This is a genomic window from Pacificimonas pallii, from assembly GCF_019204005.1.
Lineage (GTDB): Bacteria > Pseudomonadota > Alphaproteobacteria > Sphingomonadales > Sphingomonadaceae > Pacificimonas > Pacificimonas pallii.
In genome coordinates, this window is sequence record NZ_JAGSPA010000001.1 from 880,962 (window position 1) to 903,464 (window position 22,503).

Consider the following 22,503-nt stretch of genomic DNA (forward strand, 5'->3'; position numbering starts at 1 on the left):
ATGCAGGCGCGGCAGACAGCGCGGGCATGGCCGCGCCTGACCCGGTATCTCCGGGCATATGTCCCGAAAGACAAAGACATGAGTGAATTTCCCGGCGTCGTCACGCCGTTGGCGCAGGCCATCTCCGCGCGCGGCTATGAAACCCTGACGTCCGTCCAGAGCGCGGTGCTGGCCCCCGAACTCGCCGATGCGGACCTTCTCGTGTCGGCGCAGACCGGGTCCGGCAAGACGGTCGCGTTCGGCATGGCCATCGCGCCGACGCTGCTGGCCGGTGCCGACCGTTTCGCGCCGCCGGAGCGTCCCCTCGCGCTGGTGATCGCGCCAACGCGGGAACTTGCCCTGCAGGTGAAGCGGGAGCTCGACTGGCTTTACGCGGATACCGGCGCGGTCATCGCCTCCTGCGTTGGCGGCATGGACCCGCGCACCGAACGCCGGGTGCTTGAGCGGGGCGTGCATATCGTCGTGGGCACACCCGGACGGCTGTGCGACCATCTCAGGCGACGCGCGCTCGATACAGGAGCGCTGCGGGCGGTCATCCTCGACGAGGCCGACGAGATGCTGGACATGGGCTTCCGCGAGGAACTGGAGTTCATCCTGGAAGCCACGCCGGAAGAGCGGCGTACGCTGCTGTTTTCCGCCACCGTGGCAGCGCCGATTGCCAAGCTGGCCAAGCGCTACCAGCGCGATGCCGTGCGCGTTTCCACCAAGGAGGAGCGCGCGCAGCACAGCGATATCGATTACCGCGCGCTGGTGACCATGCCGCGCGACCGCGAGAACGCGATCATCAACGTGCTGAGATATCATGAGGCGGCCAATGCGCTGGTGTTCTGCAATACCCGCGCGGCGGTGAACCGCATGGTGTCCCGCTTTGGCAATCGCGGCTTTTCGGTGGTCGCCCTGTCCGGTGAGCTAAGCCAGAATGAGCGGAACCACGCGCTCCAGGCGCTGCGCGATGGCCGCGCGCAGGTCTGTATCGCCACGGATGTCGCCGCGCGCGGCATCGACCTTCCCGACCTGGAGCTGGTCATCCACGCCGACCTGCCGTCAGGCCCGGAAACGCTGTTGCACCGCAGTGGACGCACCGGCCGTGCCGGCCGCAAGGGCGTCAGCGCCCTGATGGTCGACGTGAAGGCGCAGCGCAAGGCCGAACGCCTGCTGCAGGCGGCGCGGGTTCAGGCGACCTGGGGCGATCCCCCCTCTGCCGATGACGTCATCGCGCGCGATGAAGAGCGCATGCTCGCCGATCCGATCCTGACCGATGAACCGCAGGATTTCGAACGGGATTTCGCCGCGCGGCTGCTGGAGAGATTCACCGCCGAACAGATCGCCACGGCCTTTCTGCGCCTGACGCGCGCACAGAAATCAGCGCCGGAGGACATCGAGCCGGCCAGTGCGCACGCGCCGAGGGCGGCAAGAGACAAGGGCTCTGACCGCAGCCGCGACCGGGGCCATCAGCGGCAGGGCCGGGACCCCGCGCCGTGGGACGATGCACCGCGCGAACGTCAGGAACGACAGGAATTCGCCGAGAGTCTGTGGCTGACGCTGTCCGTTGGCCGCAAGCAGAATGCCGAACCCCGCTGGCTGATTCCGCTGCTGTGCAATGGCGGCGATATTTCAAAGCGCGACATCGGTGTGATCAAGATGCAGCAGACCGAAACCCACGTGCAGCTAAATGCCGAGCAGGCGGATAAATTCCTGGCGGCCATCGGCCCGAACCGCATGATGGAAAAGAACATTCGCGTGACAATATTGGACGGCAGGCCGGACCTTTCGAGCGGCGGCAATGCGGGGAAACCGCAAAAGGGGCCGAAGAAGAAACTGTCCGCGAAATTTCACGCCAAGCCGGACGGCGCCGCGCCGAAACAGCGCAAGAGCGGCAAAAACGGCAAGTTCGGACCGGGCAAGAGGCCAAAGCCGGGCGGTGGCAGGGCGCCGGGGCCCAAGCCCTACTGACGGCGGTATGCCGAGGGCCGCGCACCGAAGGTGGTGAAGTTGCCACAGGGGCGGACATATATTCGTCCGGGCGGCGAACTTGATAGATTCTGACTGGGAAAGAGCGGGTCGGCCACAGGCTGACGCACCATAATATACGGTGCGTCCCGTGTAGGACATGGTGACGTTCAGGGCGCTGTTATCGCGGTATTTTCCGCCGGTCTGGCGAAGTTGCCACCGCCCCCCGAGTCGCGCACCGGATGCGGCGCCGGATGTTGCCATTGCGGCGGGGAAAGGTGCCGGCCTTGCGGTTTCTCCTCCCCCGCAGGTGGCGGCGGGAAGATGGTCTGTTTGCGCTTTTTCCCGTCACGGGATTCCGCCGCCCGCAACCAATCGCATCGATGAGGGCGACGGGGGACGCTGAAAAGGCCGGTCGGCGCGGTTGCCGGAAGGAGGAAACCGGCAACCGCGCCTGTTCGCGTGTCAGGTCCGGTCGAAGCGATCGTTGTTCATCACCCTGGTCCAGGCGCTGACGAAGTCATCGACGAATTTCCGGTCGCCATCGCGGGAGGCGTAGACCTCGGAAACGGCGCGGAGTTCGGCGCTGGACCCGAAGACGAGATCGACGGGGGTGGCCGTCCACTTCACTTTGCCGGACGCGCGGTCCCTGCCCTCGTAAATGCCATCTTCCGCCGCCGACTTCGTCCAGACCGTTCCCATATCGAGCAGATTGACGAAGAAGTCGGTGCTGAGTGCGCCCGCACGGTCGGTGAAGACGCCGTGCGCCGCGCCGCCGGTATTCGCGCCAAGGCTTCGCATGCCGCCGACAAGCGCGGTCATTTCCGGTGCCGTCAGATTGAGCAGTGCCGCCCGCTCGATCAGGGCATCCGTCGGCGACATATGATTGTCCGCAGCGGCGTAATAATTGCGAAAACCATCAGCCTTTGGTTCAAGGACGGCGAAGGCCTCGACATCCGTCTGTTCCTGAGATGCGTCGGTGCGGCCGGGGCGGAAAGGTACCTTCACATCATGTCCGGCGGCCTTCGCGGCCTGTTCGACCGCAGCCGCGCCGCCAAGAACGATAAGGTCGGCAAGGGATATTCTGGCACCGCCCCGCGCCGCGCCGTTGAAGTCGGACTGGATGCGCTGAAGCACGCCCAGCACTTTGGTGATCTCCGCCGGGTTGTTCACGGCCCAGCCGGTCTGCGGATCGAGCCGCAGGCGGGCGCCGTTCGCACCGCCGCGCATGTCGGTACCGCGGAAGCTGGCCGCGGAGGCCCATGCCGTGCGCACCAGCTCAGCGGTACTGAGCCCTGAATTGAGAACCGCGGCTTTCAGCCGGGCGATCTGGGCATTGTCCACCAGCTTATGGTCCACATCCGGTACGGGGTCCTGCCACAGCAGTACCTCTGCGGGGGCATCCGCACCAATGTAGCGCGCGCGGGGACCCATGTCGCGGTGCGTCAGCTTGAACCAGGCGCGCGCAAAGGCAGCCTCGAACTGCTCAGGATTGTCCCGAAACCGCAGGGAGATTTCGCGGTAGGCGGGATCGAATTTCAGCGAAAGATCGGTGGTGAACATGATCGGCGCGTGGCGCTTGTCCGGATCATGCGCGTCGGGAACCATGGTTGCCGCGCTTTCGTCGCTCGGAATCCACTGCGTCGCACCGGCGGGGCTTTTCGTCTGCACCCAGTCGAAGGCGAACAGATTGTCGAGATACATGGTCGTCCATTGGGCAGGCGAGGCCGTCCACGCGCCCTCAAGCCCGCTGGTCACCGCGTCCGCGCCAACGCCGGTGCCGCATTTGTTATTCCAGCCCATCCCCTGCTGTTCGACGCCATTGGCGGCGGGTTCCTTGCCGACACATTCGTCTGGCTTGTGCGCGCCGTGCGCCTTGCCAAAAGTGTGCCCGCCCGCGATCAGCGCGACGGTTTCCTCGTCATTCATGGCCATGCGCCCGAACGTGTCGCGAATATCCCGTGCCGCGGCAAGCGGATCGGGCACGCCGCCCGGCCCCTCTGGATTGACGTAGATCAGGCCCATCTGCACGGCGGCAAGCGGTCGGCGCAGCTTGCGGTCGCCGGAATAGCGCGTCCTGTCGGACAGCATTTCCTGTTCCTGGCCCCAATCCACCAGCTCGGCTTCCCAATCGTCGATGCGGCCGCCCGCGAAGCCCATGGTCTTGAACCCCATGTTTTCCAGTGCGACATTGCCGGTCAGCACCATCAGATCGGCCCAGCTGATGCTGCTGCCGTATTTCTGTTTCACTGGCCATAGCAGGCGGCGGGCCTTGTCCAGATTGGCATTGTCGGGCCAGCTATTGAGCGGTTCGAAGCGCTGCTGTCCGCCGCCGGCGCCGCCGCGGCCATCGGCAAGGCGGTATGTGCCTGCGCTGTGCCACGCCATGCGGATGAAGAAGGGGCCGTAATTGCCATAATCGGCGGGCCACCATGGCTGCGAATCGGTAAGCGCGGCGTTGATATCGGCTTTCACGGCAGCGAGATCGAGCGCGCCGAATGCTCTTGTATAGTCGAAGTCCGCGCCCATCGGATTTGATTCCGAAACATGCGTGCGCAGCGGCGACAGGTCGACCTGATTCGGCCACCAGAAATCATTGGCAATCGGCTTGCCCTGCGTTTCGGTCGCCGTGCCTTGCGCAAATGCGGGTGTCGCGGTGGTGATCGTGGCAGTTGCGGCGGCGGCGAGCGCCAGAAGTGAGATGGAATTTCTAAGCATGATCGACTCCCCAGCAGAATGCAGCGCTCTTGCGGCGCAGACGCGAGGGTAGGCATGTTTCCTGTGAAATAAAAAATTGATTCTTTATGTTTGAATGATCGATTGGGTGACTGGCGGCGTGCGAGAAGTGCTATCCCCCCGCTAGCAGAGAGAGGAGCCGCCGGGCTGTCACCGCCGCGGCCCGAACCGTCCCCTGGCCCCTCCCTGGGCGGGAGGGGAACGGCGTTCAGACGATCCGGACGCCCTGTCCGCCGTCGACGCTGATATGTGTGCCGGTGGTGAAGCTGGCATCGTCGCTGGCGAGGTAGATGATGGCGCCGTCGAGTTCGTTCGGTTCGGCGAAGCGTTTGGCGGGGGTGCGCTTGACATAGGCCTGACCCTGCGCGCTGGCGGCGAATTCCTCGGTCATCTCCGTCTTGAAATAGCCGGGGCAAACGCAGTTTGCGCGAATTCCCTTCGCTTGCAGTTCCAGCGCCATGGCACGGGTCATCTGAAGGACGGCGCCCTTTGTCGCGCAGTAAAGGCTTTGACCAGGATGCACGCCGAGCGCGAGCATGGAGGCGATGTTGATGATGCTGCCGCCATGACCGCGCCCAATGGCGAGGCGCGAGAAATCACGGCTGACACGCCACAGGCCTTTGACGTTGACGTCGAAATGCCACTCGAAATCCTCCTTATTGGTTTCGAGGAACGGCACGGCCCTGCCGACACCGGCGCTGTTCACGAGAATGTCGAGCGTCTCGGTCATGTCCTCAATCTGCCGAAAGGCGTCGGCGACGCCTTCGCGATCGGTGACATCGAGCATGATGGCATTCGCGGTACCGCCGCCCGCCTCGATCTCGCGGACGACATCAGCGAGCTTGTCCTCGCGCCGGGCACCGACGATCACGGCTGCGCCCTCGCGGGCCATGGCGAGCGCCGCGCTGCGGCCAAGGCCGGACGATGCGCCGGAAATAAGTGCGGTCTTGCCCGCCAGACGACCTGTCATGAGTATCGTGCCTTCCCGATTGTGACATGCGCGACCCCGCCGATTTCGCATATGATTTGCAAGCGATATCTACCGCCGCGCGTGCCGCCGGCGGTGCGTACCGGCCGGGCGATATATGCTTTTGCCATCTTCATGGTCCTTTGTCCGGTTTCAGCGCGAGCCTAGCAGGGGAAGCGGCGGCACGCGCCTAGCGCAATGAGTGGTGCTAGAATGCCGTCACAAGCGCGTGCAGCACGACGCCGACCAGGCCGCCGACAAGCGTGCCGTTGACGCGAATGAACTGCAGGTCGCGGCCAACGGCGCGTTCCAGCCGGTCGGCGACGGTTTCGGTGTCCCATTTCTTCACGGTATCGGAAACGACGCTGACGATCTGGGCACCGTAATCGGCGATCAGGCTGGCAAGGGCGCGGCGCGCCTGCATGTTGAGGCTGCGGCGCAGCGCGGGGTCGGTTTCGATGCTGCTGCCAAGGGACCGCAGCCCCTCGCCGAGACGGCCGGACAGGGCGGCCTGGGGATCGGACAGGCTGGTGCGCAGCGCCTCCTTCAGATTGCCCCAGATGCCGTCGAGGAAGCGCGCCAGTTCCGGATTGGCGATCAGGTCGTGCTTGTACTGCTCCACCTTCTCCTGCGTTTCGGGGAGATATTGCAGGTCGAAGGCGACGTCCTTGAGCGCGATCATCACCTTGATGCGCAGCGGGTGGTCGGGGTCGGCGGCCATGTCGACAAGCAGCTTGCGGCTGCCATTGATGAGCGCGTTGGCCACCCGGTCGTCGACACCGGCGACGCGAAGCAGCCACTGGGTGCGTTCCTGCACGAGGTCGCGGATCAGCAGTTCATTCTGGTCGAGGACATGTGCGAGCCACACGATGGCGCTGTCGAAGACGGGCTGCAGGCGGCCCTCGTCGATGGAGCGGTCGAGAATGCGGCCGAGGAGCGGCGCAAGCTCTAGACGCCCGAGGCCCGACGAAATGCCGCCGCGCACAAGTCCGGACACGGCGTCATTGTCGGCGGCGTCCATCACCTGAAGCGCGAACCGTGCCGCGCCATTGGCCTTTGTGCCGCCAGCCGATGGCCTGGCGAGCCAGCGGCCTGCCGCGCCCGCCATGTCGAAAGCGGCGAGCCTGCGCGCGACGATGCGTGTCGTCAGAAAATTATCCTGCAGAAAACCCGCCAAATTATCGGCAAGGCGATCCTTGTTCTTCGGCACGATGGCGGTGTGCGGAATGGGGAGCCCGAGCGGATGCCGGAACAGCGCGACGACGGCGAACCAGTCGGCCAGACCGCCGATCATCGCCGCCTCTGAAAAGGCGTTCAGATAGCCGATCCATGCGGCCTCCCCCTCCAGCCTGTGGGTCACCACGAACAGGCACGCCATGGCAATGAGCAGTCCGGTGGCCACGACACGCATGCGCCGCGCCGGATGCGGCTGCATCAGACTGAGCGGGGTCCGCCGAAGGGGCGACGAACGCTTCACTCCGCAGGCTGCACGCCCGCCTTCTTGCCGGGGACGCGGGGGTCATTCGCGGAATTCACGAAACGGCCAAAGACGCGCCCGAGGAACTTCTCGAAATCATCCGCAAGACTGAATCCAGCGGGAACGATCAACAGGGTGAGGACAGTCGACAAAAGCAGTCCGCCGATCACGACAATGCCCATCGGCGCGCGCCAGGCCCCGTCGCCGGTCAGCGAAAGCGCGGTCGGAAGCATGCCGGCGGCCATGGCGATGGTCGTCATGACGATCGGCTGCGCGCGCTTGCGGCCCGCATCCATGATGGCGACCTTGCGCGGTACGCCCTTCTCCATCTCTTCGAGCGCGAAGTCGATCAGCAGGATCGAATTCTTTGCGACGATGCCGAGAAGCATGAGGAGACCAATGAGGACGGGCATGGAAATCACATTACCGGTCAGGTGAAGCGCGATGCCGCCGCCAAGAGGCGCCAGCAGCAGCGAGCCCATGTTCACGAAAGGCGGCATGGCGCGCTTGTAGAGCAGCACCAGCACGGCGAATACCAGGAGGATGCCCGAAATCGTCGCGATCGCAAATTGTGTGATGAGCTCGGACTGCATTTTCGACATGCCGAACGACGGCTTCATCACACCCATGGGCAGATTCTGCATCGTCGGGACCGACTCGGCAATTCTCTGCCCTTCGCCCGCAACGATGCCGTCGACAAGGTCGGCACCGATGATGATGCGGTCCTGCTGATTGAAGCGCCGCAATTGCTCGGGCCCGGAGCTTAGCGAAATCTTGGCGACAACCTTGAGGGGAACCGAGCCGCCCGCCGCCGTGGGCACCGGCAGATTGGCGATGGTATCGAGAGACTGGCGCGAGCTGGGCGGCAGGACCACGCGGATCGGGATCTGGCGGTCGGACAGGCTGAATTTGGCAACATTCTGGTCAATGTCGCCAATCGTGGCGATGCGGATCGTCTGGCTCAGCGCGGATGTCGTGATGCCAAGATCTGCGGCCAGCGCGAAGTTCGGCGAGATCACCAGTTCCGGGCGTTGCAGGTCGCCCGCAATGCGCGGCGCCACGAAGCGCTCGTCGGCTCTCAGCTCGGCCACGATTTTTTGCGCGGTCTCCTCAAGAACCTGCGAGTCGCTGCCCGCGATCATCAGGTTCACGTCGCGCCCGCCGCCGCCGAAATTCTGCTGCGCCTGGAAACTGATCCGGGCATCCGCGAAATCGCCGAGCTGCGGGCCCACCTGCCGCGTGAATTCAATGCTGGACCGTTCCCGGTCGTCCTTCAGGTTCACATAAAGTGTCGCGTCATCGACGCCGATGGCCTGGAAAACATCCTCGGTCTCCGGCTGCTCCAGCAGAAATTGCGTCACCCTGTCAGCAATGATTTCGCTGCGCGTGAACGTGGAGCCGGGCGGCATCTCGATATTCACCTGCACGGATTTGTTGTCGACCTCTGGCTGGAAGGTGAACGGTAGTGTCGCGAAACTGAGCACCGTCAGGCCAAGCGCAAGAACACCGATCATGCAGGTCCAGACGCGGTGATCGCGGAACAGGTCGCCGCCAAGCCGGCGCACGCGCAGCCACAAGCGGCGGCCACGACTTTCGTCGGAGAACTGCTCCCCCACACGCTGCGGATGCTTTCTGCGTGTCAGGGTCCAGGCCAGCACTTTTTCATAAAAGTCCATGAGCGGGCCTTCGCCATGCTTGGCCTCGCCATGCGATTTCAGGAAGTAAGCCGCCATCAACGGCGTGACCATTCGGGCCACGGCCAGACTGAACAGGACGGCCGCCACGACCGTCAGTCCGAACTGTTTGAAGAACTGGCCCGTAATGCCGGACATCAGGCCAACGGGGAGGAATACGGCGACGATCGAGAAGGTGGTCGCGACCACGGCGAGACCGATTTCGTCGGCGGCCTCCATCGAGGCCTCATAAGGGGTTTTGCCCATGCGCATGTGACGGACGATATTCTCGATCTCGACAATGGCGTCATCGACCAGGACACCGGCGACGAGCGCCAGCGCCAGGAGCGACAGGCTGTTCAGGGTGAACCCCAGCAAATCCATGACCCAGAAGGTCGGGATCGCCGATAGCGGGATCGCGGTCGCGGCAATCAGCATGGCGCGCCAGTCGCGCAGGAACAGGAAAACGACCAGAACGGCAAGAATGGCACCCTCGATGAGGGCTAGCATCGACGCCTTATACTGTTCGATCGTATAGTCATAAGGCGTGAACAATATCTGGAATTTGACGCCCGGATACTCATCGCGCATTTTGACGAGTTCGTCCTGAACGGCCTCGAAAACGGTCACGTCCGACGCGCCCTTCGCCTTTTCCAGCCGAACGCCGACAACTTCGCGGCCGTTCTGCTTGGCGACATTGCGCTGTTCGCCGAAGGAGTCGGCAACCTCGGCGATTTCCTCAAGCCGCACGGTGCGGCCGCCGCCCAGATTGATACGTGTCTCGGCAAGCGAGCGGATGTCCGCGGCATTGCCAAGCACGCGCACGGACTGTTCGGCACCGGCGATCTCGGCGCGGCCGCCGCCCGCATTGATGTTCAGCTGCCTGAGCTGGCTGTTCACCTGCGCCGCCGTGACGCCGAACGCCTGCATGCGCTCCGGATCGAGTTCGATGCGGATTTCGCGGTCCACACCGCCTGAACGGCCCACCGACGACATGCCGGAAATGCTGAGCAAACGTTTCGCCACGACATCGTCGGCAAACCAGCTGAGCTGCTGCTGCGTCATGTCGACGGCCTCGACCGACATGTAGGCAAGGATGCCGCCGAAATCCTGCCGCTGGACCTGCGGTTCCAATATGCCTTCGGGAAGGTCGGAACGGATACTGGCAACGGCGTCGCGCACATCGTTGACGGCGCGGTCGATGGGGACGCCAATGTCAAACTGGATGAAGGTGGACGAGCTGCCCTCGCGAATGGTCGAGGTGATCTCGTCGACGCCGTTGACGCCGCGAACGGCGGCCTCGACGCGCTGCGTAACCTGCGTTTTCAGTTCTTCGGCGGCGGCACCGGGCTGCACAACACGCACCGACGCCGCCGGGAAGGTCACATCCGGGTCGTTATTAATGTCGAGACGCATGAAGCTGACGATGCCCGCCAGCGTCAGCGCCGTGAACAGAACGATCGAAACGACCGGATTCTGGATCGACCAGGATGAGATGTTGCGCATGCGCCGGTCCCTTTAAGCCTCAGGCTCGACGAGTGTCGGCCGGATTTTCTCACCGGGGTTGAGGAAGGCACCGGCGGACATGACGACCTGCTCCGTTCCCTCCAGTCCCTCGGCCACAACGACGCCATCGACGGTAACGGCGCCAATACGGATGCTGCGCCGCACGGCGGTATTGTCGGGACCGACGATGTAGACATGTGCGGTATCGCCGCCGCCCAGAACCGCCGATTCCGGAAGCACGGGGCGCGTCGCCGAACCGGTTTCAATGGTACCCGTGGCAAAGGCGCCCGGACGCACCTGACGATCACCGCGGATCAGAATACGCGCGGTACCCTGCCGAGAGGTCGAATCGATGATCGGTTCGACCATCCAGACTTCGCCGCGATAGGAAACCGGACTGCCCACGAGGCTGACCTGAGCCGCCTGTCCAACGGAAAGCGCGGCGAGGTCCTGCTCTGCCACCTCGGCCCGCAATTCCATCTCGCCGCCCTGGGCGATGCGGAACAGCGCCCCTGACCCGGAGCTGACGACCTGGCCTTTTTCGACACGGCGCTCGATCACCAGCCCGGCCTCTGGCGCGCGAACGTCAAGCTGTGCCAGCTGCGCCTCCGCAGCGCGGAGCTGCGCGCGGGCGACGTTGACGCGCGCACGCGCACTGTCACGGCTTGCGGTCCGGCGCTCGATATCAGCGGTGGAGATGAAGCCGCGCTCGACCAGCGCGGCGGCACGGTCGAGTTCGGACTGGGCGAGCGCCGCGTCCGCATCCGCCTGAACGACGCTGGCGCGGAGCTGCGCGACCTGCTGAGACTGGACGGATCTGTCGACGCGCGCCAGCACCTGGCCGCGCCGCACATAGTCGCCCTCATCCACCAGAACGGCGACGACCATGCCGCCCTGACCCTGAAGGCCGACGGGAAGATCGCGGCGGGCGGCGACGCTGCCCGTTACGCGCACATTGGCCACAACCGAATCGAGCCCCGGGACCATGACGGACACGGACGGTCCCTCGCCGCCGCCGTCCGCCGCGGCCGGAGCAGGTTCGTCCGCGCCGCCAAACACCATCCATGCGAGGAGGGCCGCCACGGCGACACCAACAATTGCCAGAACGGCGATGGTACGACCGGACATGCGCCGCGAAGGGTGTTGCCGCGGCTCCTGCGCGGTATCGAGGTCATCGACCTTTATGCTCTCATGCATATTCATCTCGTCACTCTTGGATCCTTGTAAGGCCCTTCGCTGGGTCAGGCCGAAACGGATGGGGGCACCGTCCTGCGTAATATCATGTGTATTAGGCGAATATATCACCGCTCGCAAGCTTGTTGAAAAAGCGAGCTTTGTATTGGCATTTTTCTCGCATCCTGCGGCCATTTAGCGGCCGGGAGGATAGCAGCGATGCCGCCGGAATCCCTACATTTTGTCGGAGCTGACGGAAATCTTGCCCTCTCGATGGAGACATTTCGTTAAAACGGCGTTGATCGGTGACAACAATGAAAAGGGAAGGACCGAAAATGGGTTGGTTATCTTATATTGTGGTTGGCCTGATCGCAGGCGCACTTGGTAAACTGATCATGCCGGGGCGTGATCCGGGCGGCATTATCGTGACGATTCTGATCGGTATCGCAGGCGCGCTTGTCGGCGGGTTCATTGGCAGCAGTCTCCTCGGTATCGGCACGAGCGGAATCAACATCCCGACGATCCTGATCGCGACAGGCGGCTCCGTGCTGCTGCTGTTCCTGTACAGGATGTTCAAGTCGCGCAGCGTTTAAGGCGCGTCTGAACCTGAAAAACGCACTCATGCGGCGTTCAGGCGCCTGCGGGTGATAGGGACGGCACGCATGATTTGCTCATGCGTGCCGTTTTTCGTTTCGAGAATGAGGAGAAAAGCCCATGAAACCGACTTTGCTGCTGGCCGCGATGGCCGTTTCACTGGTCGCCATGCCCGCGGCGGCGCAGGATGAGCGCGTGATGACCACCCAAATGGCGAACGCAACGCTGCTCACGATCTCCGCCACGGGGATAAGCCGTAGCGCCCCTGACATCGCCAATGTTTCCGCAGGTGTCGTGACACAGGCCGAGACGGCGGACGACGCCATGCGCCAGAACCGCGAACGCATGGAGCGTGTCGTCAGCGCGTTGAGGTCCGCAGGCATCAAGCGGGAGGATATCCAGACCTCCAATCTGAATCTTAGCCCGCAATACCGCTATGGCGAGAACCAGCCGCCGCGCCTTACCGGCTATCAGGTGCAGAATATGGTCAGCGTGACCCTGCGGGATATCGGTGACGCGGGCAGCGTGCTGGATGCGCTGGTGTCCCAAGGTGCGAATCAGATCAACGGGCCGAGCTTCAGCATCGAGGATTCAGAAGGTGCGATGAACGATGCACGCCGTGACGCCATGGCCAAAGCGCGAGAACGGGCCGACATCTATGCCGGCGCAGCGGGCATGAGCGTGGCCCGCATCGTGTCGATCAGCGAGGGCGGTCACCATTCCCCCCCTCCCATGCCGATGATGCGGGCGATGTCGGACGTCGCCGAGGATATGTCGACGCCTGTGGAGCCGGGGCAGCTGGGCCTGAACGCAAATGTTACCGTCGTCTACGAGTTGAAATAGGAGCCGGCTTTCCGCGCCAGGCGGTCAGCCGACAATCTTGAACCGGGACAGTTCCTGTTGGGGGGCGTTCCAATCGGGATTGAGTTCGGCCGCCTTTTGCAGATCGCGATAGGCGGCGGCGAGGTCGCCGAGATCCTCATTGACGAGGGCGCGGTAGAAATGCGCCACGTCGGCCTCCGCCGTATCGAGCTCGATCCCCCGGGTCAGACTGGCAAGGGCGGCGGCCTTGTCGCTGCCCTTGCGCCATTCGGCGATGCCGCGATTTGTATGGGCCTCGGCAAGACTGGCGTCGATTTCCAGCGCGCTGCGGAAGTCCTGCAGCGCCCTGTCGAACTGTTCCGCCTGCATGCGGACAATGCCGCGATTGACGAAGGTCGCCGAGCGGTCCCGCCGGGACAGCGCCTCTGTTGTCAGCGCCGCGTCGCAGGCCTCGATCGCGCCCCTCAATTGCTGGCGATGTTCCGCAGCCAGATAACAAAGCCGTGCATTGCTGCTGCCGATGACGGTGATGGCGCTTTGTGCCGCGAATGTCGCCAATGCCGCGCACATCACCGCCGCCGCACCAAATCCAATTGCCCTGATCGCCATGGTCTGAGTCTCCTCCCCTTGCGTCACGCACAAGGCCATATAGCAGAAAACCGCTGATTCCGGAATGGCGCGGTAGTGCCGCAGGTGCGTCCACCGGGTTTGCCAGCGGTTTTCAAATATTTAGGCGGGGATACGGATCCGCTCGACGAGCTCGTTGATTTCGGCTGGCGGCGCGGCGGTCATGCGGCACGTGACCATGGCAACGATCTGCGCGAACCAGAAGCCGAGCGGGTAGCCGCCCAGGCTGAAATTATCGAGCCAGGGGCGCAGCAGGATGCCCGCGCCGAACGAGACGCTGAACCAGATGACGAGGAGGATCAGGAGCAGCCGGACATTGGCGCGCCAATAGGCGGTGGTGTCCTCCTTCTTGCTCATCCCGGTCCCTCCCCAGAGACTATGTCTGCGGAAACCCCCTCAAGCGACCGTCGCGGGTTCTCTTTGCAACCTGGACTTCACATAGCGGACGGTGCCGGAAGAAGCGCGCATGACGACGCTTTCCGTTGTCAGGCCGCCGCCGCGCAGGCGCTTCACGCCGTCAAGCAGCGAGCCATCGGTGACGCCCGATGCGGCGAAGATCACATCGCCCTTCGCCATGTCGTTCATGGTGTAGATGCGGTCGAGGTCGGTGATGCCCCATTTGGCAGCGCGGCGCTTCTCGTCATCATTGCGGAAGACGAGGCGGCCCTGCATCTGGCCGCCAACGCAGCGGAGCGCCGCGGCGGCAAGAACGCCTTCTGGCGCGCCGCCCTGGCCGAAATAGATGTCGATGGTGGTATCGGGATCGGTGACGGCGATCACGCCCGCCACGTCGCCGTCCGGAATCAGCTGGATGCCGCAGCCAATGCCGCGCAGCTCCGCAATGATCTTGTCATGACGCGCACGGTCCAGGACGCAGGCGATGATGTCCCCGGGCGCGACGCCTTTTTCCCTGGCGAGCGCTTCGACATTTTCCGTGACGCTTTTGTCCAGCGAGACGAGGCCGTCGGAATAGCCGGGGCCGATCGCGATCTTGTCCATATAGGTGTCGGGCGCGTTGAGCAGGCAGCCCTTGTCGGCGATGGCGAGGACCGCAAGGGCGTTTGGACCCGCCTTTGCCGTGATGGTCGTGCCTTCAAGCGGATCAAGCGCGATATCGATGGCGGGCGCGCCCTTCGATGCCTTGCCGACCTTCTCACCGATGTACAGCATGGGGGCCTCGTCGCGCTCACCCTCGCCGATGACGATGGTGCCATCCATGTCGAGCATATTGAGCGATGCACGCATCGCCTCGACGGCGGCGGCGTCGGCGGCCTTCTCATCGCCGCGTCCAATCAGTTTCGATGCGGCGATGGCAGCCGCTTCCGTGACGCGCACCATTTCGAGAACGAGAACACGATCGAGCGCACTGGAAGGTTTGGTCATAATAAAAGTCCGGCTAAGGGCGTGGTGAATTGCCACGCGACCTAGCCGGACCTCAAACGGGGGGCAACTCCCCCCAGGGTGTATTTGACCGATTACATGTCGGCGAAAACGATTTCGCGGTCATTGCCCGCCTGCGCCGGACGCGCGGTCCTGCCGTAAAGGCTCTGATGCGCGGCGACCTGCGCCGCCGAAATGGTCAGCGGGTTCGACATCACGAACCAGTTCACGCCTTCGCTGCAGGGCGGCGTCGTCAGCGAGCCGGTATAATTGTAGAAGTCGCGATCTTCCGGCAGCAATGCGTTCGGATCGAAAGTCGCGCCATCGACGGTCGTGGTGGTTTTGTCGGTGCCCAAATTCGCCCAGATCGGCGCGAGCGCAGCGTTTTCCTCGCCCTCTTCGAACAGGACGCCGACCACGGCGAGTTCGCCGGCTTCATTGGCGTGAACAAAGTGCGCGTCGGCGGCGAACTGCTTGCCGGCGATCAGCTCTTCGGACGGGGTGTGCATGTGCATCTGCACGAAATCGAAGCGCTCCCCGTCGATCGTGATGTAGCTGCCCTCGGGCGCGACAATATTGCTGTTATAGCCCACGCCCTCAATGGTCAGCGGGCCAGCGGCCCATTGGATGTCAAGCGCGGGCGCGCCTTCGGAAGGCACGTCGGCAGCGGCCGGGATGTCTATGGGCGACTGGCGCGTACCGGCATCGCAGACAGCATTGGCGGCATCGAGCGACGCCCAGCCTTGCGGGCCGCCCTCGCCGTCATAGGACCAGTCGTCGGCGGTCAGTGCAGGAACCTCCGCCTCGGCTGTCCCAACGTTTTCGACCTCGACTGTCTCAACGTCGGCGCTTTCCCCGCAAGCGGCGAGAGCGAGTGTGAAGGCGGGAACGGCAATAAGAAGCGCACTGCGCATGAGATGGGTCTCCGGTCAAAGTGTGTGCGCCAGCAACGCGGATTTCGCAGGTGCGGTTCCCGAATCACGCGGCGATCCAACAGGGGCAGATCGTCGCACATGAGGTAATGGGTGGTCAGCCGCGCTTCTGATACTGGAAAAACCACAATTCGCGCCCCTCACGCAGCGCCTTTTCCGCATAGCGCGTCAGCCGCCAGCCCGACGGTGCCCTGGCGAAGTGATTCGCGCGTTCCGCCATCCAGTCGAAATCGCCGTCCGGGCCGATGCGCGGGGCCATCTGCATCATCGACCAGCGACAGTAAATCGGGTGATCGGTCGCCATTCTGAAAATGCCGCCGGGGCGCAGTTTGGCCGTAATCAGGTCAAGCGGACCGGGATTCATCATGCGCCGCTTCGCGTGCCGCGCCTTGGGCCACGGGTCGGGGTGCAGCAGGTAAACGAAGGCAAGCGTGCCGTCGGGAACGCGGGCAAGTGCGTCCAGGGCATCGCCCAGATACAGGCGCACATTGGCGAGCCGCTGGTCGCGAATATGCTGCAGCGCGCCGACCATGCCGTTCACGAAAGGCTCCGCACCGATGAAGGCGTGATCGGGCAGCAGGTCGGCGCGATAGGCAAGATGTTCGCCCGCGCCAAAGCCGATTTCGAAATGGAGCGGACGCGGGCTGCCGGGCGCATCGCCGAACATCGCGCCCACCGTGAGCGGGCCGTCCTCGGGGATCGCAAGGGCGGGATAGAGTTCGTCGAGCAGCGCCTTCTGCCCCGGGCGCAGACGGTGACCCTTCGTACGGCCATAGAGCCTGTTGAGGGTGGTCGGATCGCCGGTCTTGTGCGCAGTCATGGGACGGGCGCTTGCCGTGCGCGGCGGCGCAGTGCAACCACAGGTTGCATATGCGTCAGGAAACCGCCTGGTCGCACGGTTGTGATGAATATGACCTGCTGGTGCGGACCGGCGGCGAAGCCGACCTGCCGCTAGAATTCCGCCCGCAACGTTTCCACAAGATCGGTGCGTTCCCAAGGGAAGAAGTCGCCGTCGGCGGTCCGGCCGAAATGGCCGTAGGCGGCGGTGGGGCGATAGATCGGCTTGTTGAGGCCAAGGTGCGTCCGAATGCCCTTCGGCGTCAGGCGTACAAGCTGCGGCAGCAATAGTTCGAGCTTTGCCGGATCGGCATCGCCGCTGCCGTGCAGATCGACGTAGAGCGAGAGCGGCTCGGCAACGCCGATAGCGTAGCTGAGCTGGATCGTGCAGCGCCTGGCAAGGCCTGCGGCGACGATATTCTTGGCAAGGTAGCGCGTCACATATGCCGCTGAACGATCGACCTTCGTCGGGTCCTTACCGGAAAACGCGCCGCCGCCATGCGGGCTGGCGCCGCCATAGGTGTCGACGATGATCTTGCGGCCTGTCAGGCCGGCATCGCCGTCGGGGCCGCCGATCTCGAACTTGCCGGTCGGGTTGATGTGCATGACGGTCTGGTCGGAGATGAAGCCTTCGGGCAGCACGTCGTGAAAGACGGAGCGCACATAGTCCGATAGCTGCGCGCCCTTTGCGCCCTCATGATAGCCGGGCGCGTGCTGTGTCGAAACGACGAGCGCGGTCGCGGCGACGGGTTTGCTGTCCGCGTAGCGCAGCGACACCTGGCTTTTCGAATCGGGTTCCAGAAAGGGCGCGGCGCCGGAATGGCGGTCATCGGCAAGCCGTTTCAGGATCTGGTGCGACCAGTGAAGCGTGGCGGGCATGAGCGCGTCCGTCTCGTCACAGGCATAGCCGAACATGATGCCCTGATCGCCCGCGCCTTCATCCTTGTTGGAGCCTTCGCCGCCTGCGTCGACGCCCTGCGCAATGTCGGCGGACTGACCGTGCAGATGGTTGGTAAAGCCCGCGGTTTCCCAGTGGAAACCGTCCTGTTCATAGCCGATTTCCCTGACCATCTGACGGGCCGCCGCCTCGATTTCGGCATTGGCCTCCGGCGTGATCCGATCATCGGCGTCCACCATGCCCGCGCAGCGGATCTCCCCGCCCAGCGTGATCTGGTCCGTCGTTACCAGCGTTTCGCAGGCGATGCGCGCCTCTGGCTCCCTGGCGATGATCAGGTCGACAATCGCGTCGGAAATCTGGTCGGAAACCTTGTCAGGGTGTCCTTCGGAAACGCTTTCGCTGGTGAACAGATAGTCGGTCCGGGCCATTGGCGGGTCTTTCAATAGTGAAAACGGGTGTTTCCGAATGGCTGTAAAGCGCAGCGCCTATGTGTGCAAGATGAGATATAAAGATTTCCTTATGTCCTGCCTTGGCGAGCGGACAGGATGAAGGCGGCAAGGATCAGCATGAGCGCGATGCCATGCGGCAGTGCGGTGCCCGTTCGCGCGAACAATGTCGGCGCGCGCGGCGCGGGCAGCTGTGCGATCACGCGTCCCGCGGTGCCGCGGCCAAGCGCCGCGGTCACCCGGCCCCACGGGTCGATGACGGCACTGATGCCTGTCGGTGTCGAGCGGGCGACAGGCAGCCCCTGTTCGATGGCGCGCAGGCGGGCATGAGCCAGATGCATTTCGGCGCCTTCGTCGGTGAACCACGCATCATTGGAGAGGTTCAGGAGCCAGCGGGGACGGGGCGAAGAAGACGCCGCCTCTGGATATACCGCCTCATAGCAGATCATCGCGCCGACGTTCGGGAAGCCGGGCAGGTTCAGGGTGTGCGGCCCGGTACCGGGGACGAAGTCGAGGGCACCGGGCGCAAGGCGCGCCAGCCCGATCGCCTCAAGCAGCGGCCGGGCGGGCAGATATTCGCCGTAGGGAACAAGGACGGTCTTGTCGTAGCGGTCGCGAATGCCGCCCTCCGGCCCCAGGACGAACAGGCTGTTATGCGCGGCAATGGTGCGGCCATCCGGGCCGCGCAGCGCCTTCAGGCCGCCCAGGATGAACACGTCATCGGGGCCGAGCAGATGACCGGCCAGTCGCGCACGCAGGCCGGGAAGCTCGTCGATAACATCGGGAATGGCGGCCTCCGGCCAGATCAGCAGGCGCGGCGTGCCGGAAGGCGGCGGTGAGAGGGCGCTGTAGCGGCGGATCGCCCCTTCGATGGCGCCGGGACCGTATTTCTCGTCCTGGCCGATATTGGCCTGGATGATGTCGAGACGGGTATCGGTATATGCCGTCGGCTGCATGAACGGTATCGGCGCGAACGCGGCGATGATGACGGGTATGATGAGTGCGGCCGCCAGATGCACGCGCCGCAATGCCAGATGCGCCAGGCCGTAGCTGGCGAGGGCAATGATGCCCGACAGGCCGAGCGCGCCGATCAGCGCGGCGATTTGCGCCAGCTCACCCAGCGGCAGGCTGACAATCCCGAGCGGGTTCCAGCCGAAGCCGGAGAAGAGATAGCCGCGCAGCCACTCCGCCAGCATCCACATGCCCGCGAAGGCGAGCGTCCTGGCTATGGGCCCGCGTTTGAAGCGGGACGCGACCGCCGCGCTGACGCCGGGATAAAGACCCATGATGGCCGACAGCATGATGACGGCCAGCCAGCCAAGGGCGGCGGGCATCTTGGCCTGAAAGTTGAACGCCTCCGCGATCCAGAACTGGCCGACGAGGAAATTGCCAAGGCCCCACCACCAGCCGATGGCAAAGGCGCGCCTGCGTGCCGCGTTCGCGGCGACGGCCCGCTCCAGGAGGAACAGCATCACGCCGAGCGACAGCGGCATGGCGAGCGCGATGTTCCACGGCGCGAAGGCAAAACCGCCAAGGATGCCGAAGATGAAGGCGATGGCGTAGGTCATGCGCGCGCTTCCCTCCCCCGCTTGCGCGGGAGGTGAGGCGGGCGCGCGAGCGGAGCGAAGCGTGGCGCGGTACTGCCGATCATCGCATTGCCTGACAGTTCAGACGCTCGGCTGTGCCTCGCGCCCCCCTCCGACGGCTTCGCCGCCACCTCCCCCGCTCGCGGTGGAGGACGCGTCATGCTCAGCCTTCCAGAACCTTCTTCAGCGTCGTGCCGAGTTCGGATGGGGAATCGACGACGGTGATGCCGGCGTCCTGCATGGCCGCGATCTTCGATTCCGCGCCGCCCTTGCCGCCCGATACGATGGCGCCGGCATGACCCATGGTGCGGCCTTTGGGGGCGGTGCGCCCGGCAATGAAGCCGACCATCGGTTTCTTGATGGCGTGCGATTTCAGGAATTCGGCGGCTTCCTCCTCGGCGCTGCCGCCGATTTCGCCGATCATGATGATCGACTTCGTTTCCTCGTCATTGAGGAACAGGTCGAGGACGTCGATGAAATTGGTGCCGTTGACGGGATCGCCGCCAATGCCCACCGCCGTCGTCTGGCCCAGGCCGACGTCCGTGGTCTGTTTCACGGCCTCGTAGGTCAGCGTGCCCGAGCGCGAAAGAACGCCGACGGAGCCATCGAGGAAGATATTGCCCGGCATGATGCCGATCTTGCACTCGCCAGGCGTCAGGACGCCGGGGCAGTTCGGGCCGATCAGGCGCGATTTCGATCCGCAGAGCGCGCGCTTCACCTTCACCATGTCGAGAACCGGAATGCCCTCGGTGATGGCGATGATGAGCGGCACTTCGGCTTCGATGGCTTCCATGATCGAATCGGCGGCGAAGGGCGGCGGCACATAGACGACGGACGCATCGGCCTTCGTCTCGTTCATGGCCTCCTGCATGGTCGAGAAGACGGGAAGGCCGAGATGCTCCTGCCCGCCCTTGCCGGGGACGACGCCGCCGACCATTTTCGTGCCATATTCAATGGCGGCCTCGGTGTGGAAGGTCGCCGTATTGCCGGTCAGGCCCTGGCAGAGAACCTTGGTGTTCTTGTTGATGAGAATGGACATGGGTTCAGGCCGCCTTCTTGACTTCAGCTACGATTTTCTTGGCCGCGTCGCCGAGATCATCGGCGCTCACGATGGGGAGGCCGCTGTCGGCGAGGATCTTCTTGCCCTTGTCGACATTCGTGCCTTCGAGGCGAACCACGAGGGGAACCGAGAGGTTCACTTCCTTGGCCGCCGCGACGATGCCCTCTGCGATGATGTCGCAGCGCATGATGCCGCCGAAGATGTTGACGAGGATGCCGGTGACCGCGGGATCGGACAGGATGATCTTGAACGCGGCCGTCACCTTTTCGGTCGTGGCCCCGCCGCCGACGTCGAGGAAATTGGCGGGTTCCGCGCCGTTCAGCTTGATGATGTCCATGGTGGCCATAGCGAGGCCCGCGCCGTTCACCATGCAGCCGATATTGCCATCGAGTTTCACATAAGCGAGGTCGTATTTACCCGCCTCGATCTCTGCCGCGTCCTCTTCCGATTCGTCGCGCAGCGCTTCGATCCTGGGGTGGCGGTAGAGCGAATTGCCGTCGAAACCCATTTTCGCGTCGAGCACCAGAAGCTCGCCCGCGCCGGTTTCCACCAGCGGGTTGATTTCCAGCATGGCGGCGTCGGTCGCCAGGAAGGCGTCATACAGCGTCTTGCCGAGCTTTGCCGCCTTCTTGCCGGTATCGCCGGACAGTTTCAGCGCGGCGGCGATCGCGCGGCCATGGTGCGGCTGATAGCCGGTGGCGGGATCGACCGTGATGGTCAGGATCTTTTCCGGCGTCTTCTCGGCGACGTCTTCGATATCCATGCCGCCCTCGGTCGAGACCACGAAGGCGGGCATGCCGGTTGCGCGGTCGACGAGGACGGAGAGATAATATTCCTTCGCAATGTCGGCGCCGTCCTCAATGTAGAGGCGGTTGACCTGCTTGCCCTCTGGACCGGTCTGGTGCGTGACAAGGACGCGGCCGAGCATTTCCTTTGCGTTTTCCTCGACAGCTTCGATGGATTTCACGACGCGCACACCGCCCGCGGCATCGTCACCGAGGCCGTTGAAGCGGCCCTTGCCGCGTCCGCCCGCGTGGATCTGCGATTTCACGACATAGACCGGGCCGGGGAGCTGCTTCGCGCCCGCGATCGCTTCTTCGACGGTCATGGCCGGGAAGCCCTTCGAAATGGGCGCGCCATGTTCGGCAAGCAGCGCCTTGGCCTGATATTCGTGAATGTTCATGTCGGGGGTCTCCGAGAAATCGAATCTGTTGGCGTGAACTTTGCGCCCTCCATGACAAAAGACGCGCGCGCGGGAAAGGCGCAATTCGCCGAAATGCGCCCGCGGCGCTTATCAGTGACGGTTTCCGGGAGGGTTCAGACCCGCTTTGCGACCGCAATCGCGGCGCGGCAGCCCGCGCGGATGACGGCGCTGAGCACGGGATAACCCGGCGTGTCGGCAGCGCCGTGCGCGAGCGCGGTTTCCCTGTGCTCCTGCTCTTCGGCCTGAAAATCCTCGATATGCGCGGTGAGTTCGGGATCGGTGTCGCCCAGCGCCTCGAGCTGCGCGGAATAATGCGCGTCGATTTCGGTTTCGACGGCGGCGGTGCAGGCCATGGCGGCGCGCGGACCCATCAGGGCCGTCGCCGCACCCAGCGCGAATCCGGCGGCGTCCCATAAGGGCGACAGGATGGTCGGGCGCACGCCGCGTTCCGCAAGCAGGCGATTGAACGTGTCGAGATGGCGCTGCTCCTGCACTTTCATGCGGCCGATTTCAGCGGCCATGGGATGCCGGTTGCCCATCACGGCAAGCTGGCCCGCATAAATCCGCGCGGCGCCATATTCACCGGCCTGGTCGACCCGGATCATGCTGTCCGTATCAATGTCCCGGTCGCCCGG

Annotated in this window: 18 protein-coding genes; 3 read left to right on the forward strand and 15 right to left on the reverse strand. The window is 64.1% G+C overall.

Translation table 11 applies throughout. The features are described 5' to 3' along the window. Positions 1 to 78: 78 nt before the first annotated feature. Positions 79 to 1,953 carry a DEAD/DEAH box helicase gene (locus KCG44_RS04125; RefSeq protein ID WP_218444379.1) on the forward strand — a complete coding sequence of 625 codons (1,875 nt, stop codon included), beginning with the start codon at positions 79 to 81 and terminating at the stop codon, positions 1,951 to 1,953. Between the two features lie 462 nt (positions 1,954 to 2,415). Here the strand turns inward: KCG44_RS04125 and katG are convergent, their stop codons facing one another. The 5 genes from katG to KCG44_RS04150 form a co-directional block, all read right to left on the reverse strand. Beyond that, positions 2,416 to 4,668, reverse strand: coding sequence for a catalase/peroxidase HPI (gene katG, locus KCG44_RS04130; RefSeq protein WP_218444380.1), 2,253 nt, complete (start codon positions 4,666 to 4,668; stop codon positions 2,416 to 2,418). Between the two features lie 226 nt (positions 4,669 to 4,894). Next, a complete protein-coding gene (locus tag KCG44_RS04135; protein WP_218444381.1) occupies positions 4,895 to 5,656 on the reverse strand; it encodes an SDR family NAD(P)-dependent oxidoreductase in 762 nt (253 codons plus the stop codon). Positions 5,657 to 5,861: 205 nt separating this feature from the next. Beyond that, on the reverse strand, positions 5,862 to 7,088 hold the full coding sequence (locus KCG44_RS04140) for a DUF445 domain-containing protein (protein ID WP_218444382.1): 1,227 nt from the start codon (positions 7,086 to 7,088) through the stop codon (positions 5,862 to 5,864). 38 nt (positions 7,089 to 7,126) lie between these two features. Then, positions 7,127 to 10,309 carry an efflux RND transporter permease subunit gene (locus KCG44_RS04145; RefSeq protein WP_218444384.1) on the reverse strand — a complete coding sequence of 1,061 codons (3,183 nt, stop codon included), beginning with the start codon at positions 10,307 to 10,309 and terminating at the stop codon, positions 7,127 to 7,129. 12 nt (positions 10,310 to 10,321) lie between these two features. Further along, positions 10,322 to 11,506 carry an efflux RND transporter periplasmic adaptor subunit gene (locus tag KCG44_RS04150; protein WP_218444385.1) on the reverse strand — a complete coding sequence of 395 codons (1,185 nt, stop codon included), beginning with the start codon at positions 11,504 to 11,506 and terminating at the stop codon, positions 10,322 to 10,324. A gap of 311 nt (positions 11,507 to 11,817) precedes the next feature. Between KCG44_RS04150 and KCG44_RS04155 the strand changes: the two genes are divergently transcribed. Then, positions 11,818 to 12,075 carry a GlsB/YeaQ/YmgE family stress response membrane protein gene (locus tag KCG44_RS04155; RefSeq protein WP_218444386.1) on the forward strand — a complete coding sequence of 86 codons (258 nt, stop codon included), beginning with the start codon at positions 11,818 to 11,820 and terminating at the stop codon, positions 12,073 to 12,075. A gap of 121 nt (positions 12,076 to 12,196) precedes the next feature. Further along, positions 12,197 to 12,919, forward strand: coding sequence for an SIMPL domain-containing protein (locus tag KCG44_RS04160; protein ID WP_218444388.1), 723 nt, complete (start codon positions 12,197 to 12,199; stop codon positions 12,917 to 12,919). Between the two features lie 24 nt (positions 12,920 to 12,943). On the opposite strand, the gene KCG44_RS04165 is transcribed toward KCG44_RS04160, so the two are convergent. From KCG44_RS04165 to KCG44_RS04210, 10 genes are all read right to left on the reverse strand, one after another. Continuing rightward, positions 12,944 to 13,507, reverse strand: coding sequence for a tetratricopeptide repeat protein (locus tag KCG44_RS04165; RefSeq protein WP_218444389.1), 564 nt, complete (start codon positions 13,505 to 13,507; stop codon positions 12,944 to 12,946). Between the two features lie 120 nt (positions 13,508 to 13,627). Then, positions 13,628 to 13,882, reverse strand: a complete 255-nt coding sequence (locus KCG44_RS04170) for a DUF4212 domain-containing protein (RefSeq protein ID WP_218444390.1) — start codon at positions 13,880 to 13,882, stop codon at positions 13,628 to 13,630. Between the two features lie 39 nt (positions 13,883 to 13,921). Further along, entirely contained in the window at positions 13,922 to 14,908 is a 987-nt protein-coding gene (glpX, locus tag KCG44_RS04175) for a class II fructose-bisphosphatase (protein WP_218444392.1), read from the reverse strand. 92 nt (positions 14,909 to 15,000) lie between these two features. Next, positions 15,001 to 15,819, reverse strand: a complete 819-nt coding sequence (locus tag KCG44_RS04180; protein WP_218444393.1) for a carbonic anhydrase — start codon at positions 15,817 to 15,819, stop codon at positions 15,001 to 15,003. Positions 15,820 to 15,934: 115 nt separating this feature from the next. Beyond that, positions 15,935 to 16,657 (reverse strand): tRNA (guanine(46)-N(7))-methyltransferase TrmB, encoded by a 723-nt coding sequence (trmB, locus tag KCG44_RS04185; protein ID WP_218444394.1) that lies wholly within the window; start codon positions 16,655 to 16,657, stop codon positions 15,935 to 15,937. Between the two features lie 131 nt (positions 16,658 to 16,788). Further along, positions 16,789 to 18,000, reverse strand: a complete 1,212-nt coding sequence (metK, locus tag KCG44_RS04190; RefSeq protein WP_218444395.1) for a methionine adenosyltransferase — start codon at positions 17,998 to 18,000, stop codon at positions 16,789 to 16,791. 89 nt (positions 18,001 to 18,089) lie between these two features. Beyond that, the gene (gene lnt, locus KCG44_RS04195; protein ID WP_218444396.1) at positions 18,090 to 19,586 is read right to left on the reverse strand and encodes an apolipoprotein N-acyltransferase; all 1,497 of its coding nucleotides are present in this window, start codon (positions 19,584 to 19,586) and stop codon (positions 18,090 to 18,092) included. Positions 19,587 to 19,767: 181 nt separating this feature from the next. Further along, positions 19,768 to 20,643 (reverse strand): succinate--CoA ligase subunit alpha, encoded by an 876-nt coding sequence (gene sucD, locus KCG44_RS04200; RefSeq protein WP_218444398.1) that lies wholly within the window; start codon positions 20,641 to 20,643, stop codon positions 19,768 to 19,770. A 4-nt stretch (positions 20,644 to 20,647) separates the two neighbouring features. After that, entirely contained in the window at positions 20,648 to 21,847 is a 1,200-nt protein-coding gene (gene sucC, locus KCG44_RS04205; protein WP_218444399.1) for an ADP-forming succinate--CoA ligase subunit beta, read from the reverse strand. A gap of 134 nt (positions 21,848 to 21,981) precedes the next feature. Continuing rightward, the gene (locus KCG44_RS04210) at positions 21,982 to 22,473 is read right to left on the reverse strand and encodes a demethoxyubiquinone hydroxylase family protein (RefSeq protein WP_218444663.1); all 492 of its coding nucleotides are present in this window, start codon (positions 22,471 to 22,473) and stop codon (positions 21,982 to 21,984) included. Positions 22,474 to 22,503 lie beyond the last annotated feature (30 nt).

What these genes read in the sequence shown, in the direction of transcription:
- metK (WP_218444395.1), bottom strand. Translation starts at nt 18,000, where the DNA reads ATGGCCCGGACCGACTATCTGTTCACCAGCGAAAGCGTTTCCGAAGGA.
- KCG44_RS04210 (WP_218444663.1), bottom strand. Translation starts at nt 22,473, where the DNA reads ATGATCCGGGTCGACCAGGCCGGTGAATATGGCGCCGCGCGGATTTAT.
- KCG44_RS04165 (WP_218444389.1), bottom strand. Translation starts at nt 13,507, where the DNA reads ATGGCGATCAGGGCAATTGGATTTGGTGCGGCGGCGGTGATGTGCGCG.
- lnt (WP_218444396.1), bottom strand. Translation starts at nt 19,586, where the DNA reads ATGACCTACGCCATCGCCTTCATCTTCGGCATCCTTGGCGGTTTTGCC.
- KCG44_RS04170 (WP_218444390.1), bottom strand. Translation starts at nt 13,882, where the DNA reads ATGAGCAAGAAGGAGGACACCACCGCCTATTGGCGCGCCAATGTCCGG.
- sucC (WP_218444399.1), bottom strand. Translation starts at nt 21,847, where the DNA reads ATGAACATTCACGAATATCAGGCCAAGGCGCTGCTTGCCGAACATGGC.
- sucD (WP_218444398.1), bottom strand. Translation starts at nt 20,643, where the DNA reads ATGTCCATTCTCATCAACAAGAACACCAAGGTTCTCTGCCAGGGCCTG.
- KCG44_RS04180 (WP_218444393.1), bottom strand. Translation starts at nt 15,819, where the DNA reads ATGCGCAGTGCGCTTCTTATTGCCGTTCCCGCCTTCACACTCGCTCTC.
- KCG44_RS04125 (WP_218444379.1), top strand. Translation starts at nt 79, where the DNA reads ATGAGTGAATTTCCCGGCGTCGTCACGCCGTTGGCGCAGGCCATCTCC.
- katG (WP_218444380.1), bottom strand. Translation starts at nt 4,668, where the DNA reads ATGCTTAGAAATTCCATCTCACTTCTGGCGCTCGCCGCCGCCGCAACT.
- KCG44_RS04135 (WP_218444381.1), bottom strand. Translation starts at nt 5,656, where the DNA reads ATGACAGGTCGTCTGGCGGGCAAGACCGCACTTATTTCCGGCGCATCG.
- KCG44_RS04160 (WP_218444388.1), top strand. Translation starts at nt 12,197, where the DNA reads ATGAAACCGACTTTGCTGCTGGCCGCGATGGCCGTTTCACTGGTCGCC.
- glpX (WP_218444392.1), bottom strand. Translation starts at nt 14,908, where the DNA reads ATGACCAAACCTTCCAGTGCGCTCGATCGTGTTCTCGTTCTCGAAATG.
- KCG44_RS04155 (WP_218444386.1), top strand. Translation starts at nt 11,818, where the DNA reads ATGGGTTGGTTATCTTATATTGTGGTTGGCCTGATCGCAGGCGCACTT.
- KCG44_RS04145 (WP_218444384.1), bottom strand. Translation starts at nt 10,309, where the DNA reads ATGCGCAACATCTCATCCTGGTCGATCCAGAATCCGGTCGTTTCGATC.
- KCG44_RS04150 (WP_218444385.1), bottom strand. Translation starts at nt 11,506, where the DNA reads ATGCATGAGAGCATAAAGGTCGATGACCTCGATACCGCGCAGGAGCCG.
- trmB (WP_218444394.1), bottom strand. Translation starts at nt 16,657, where the DNA reads ATGACTGCGCACAAGACCGGCGATCCGACCACCCTCAACAGGCTCTAT.
- KCG44_RS04140 (WP_218444382.1), bottom strand. Translation starts at nt 7,088, where the DNA reads ATGCAGCCGCATCCGGCGCGGCGCATGCGTGTCGTGGCCACCGGACTG.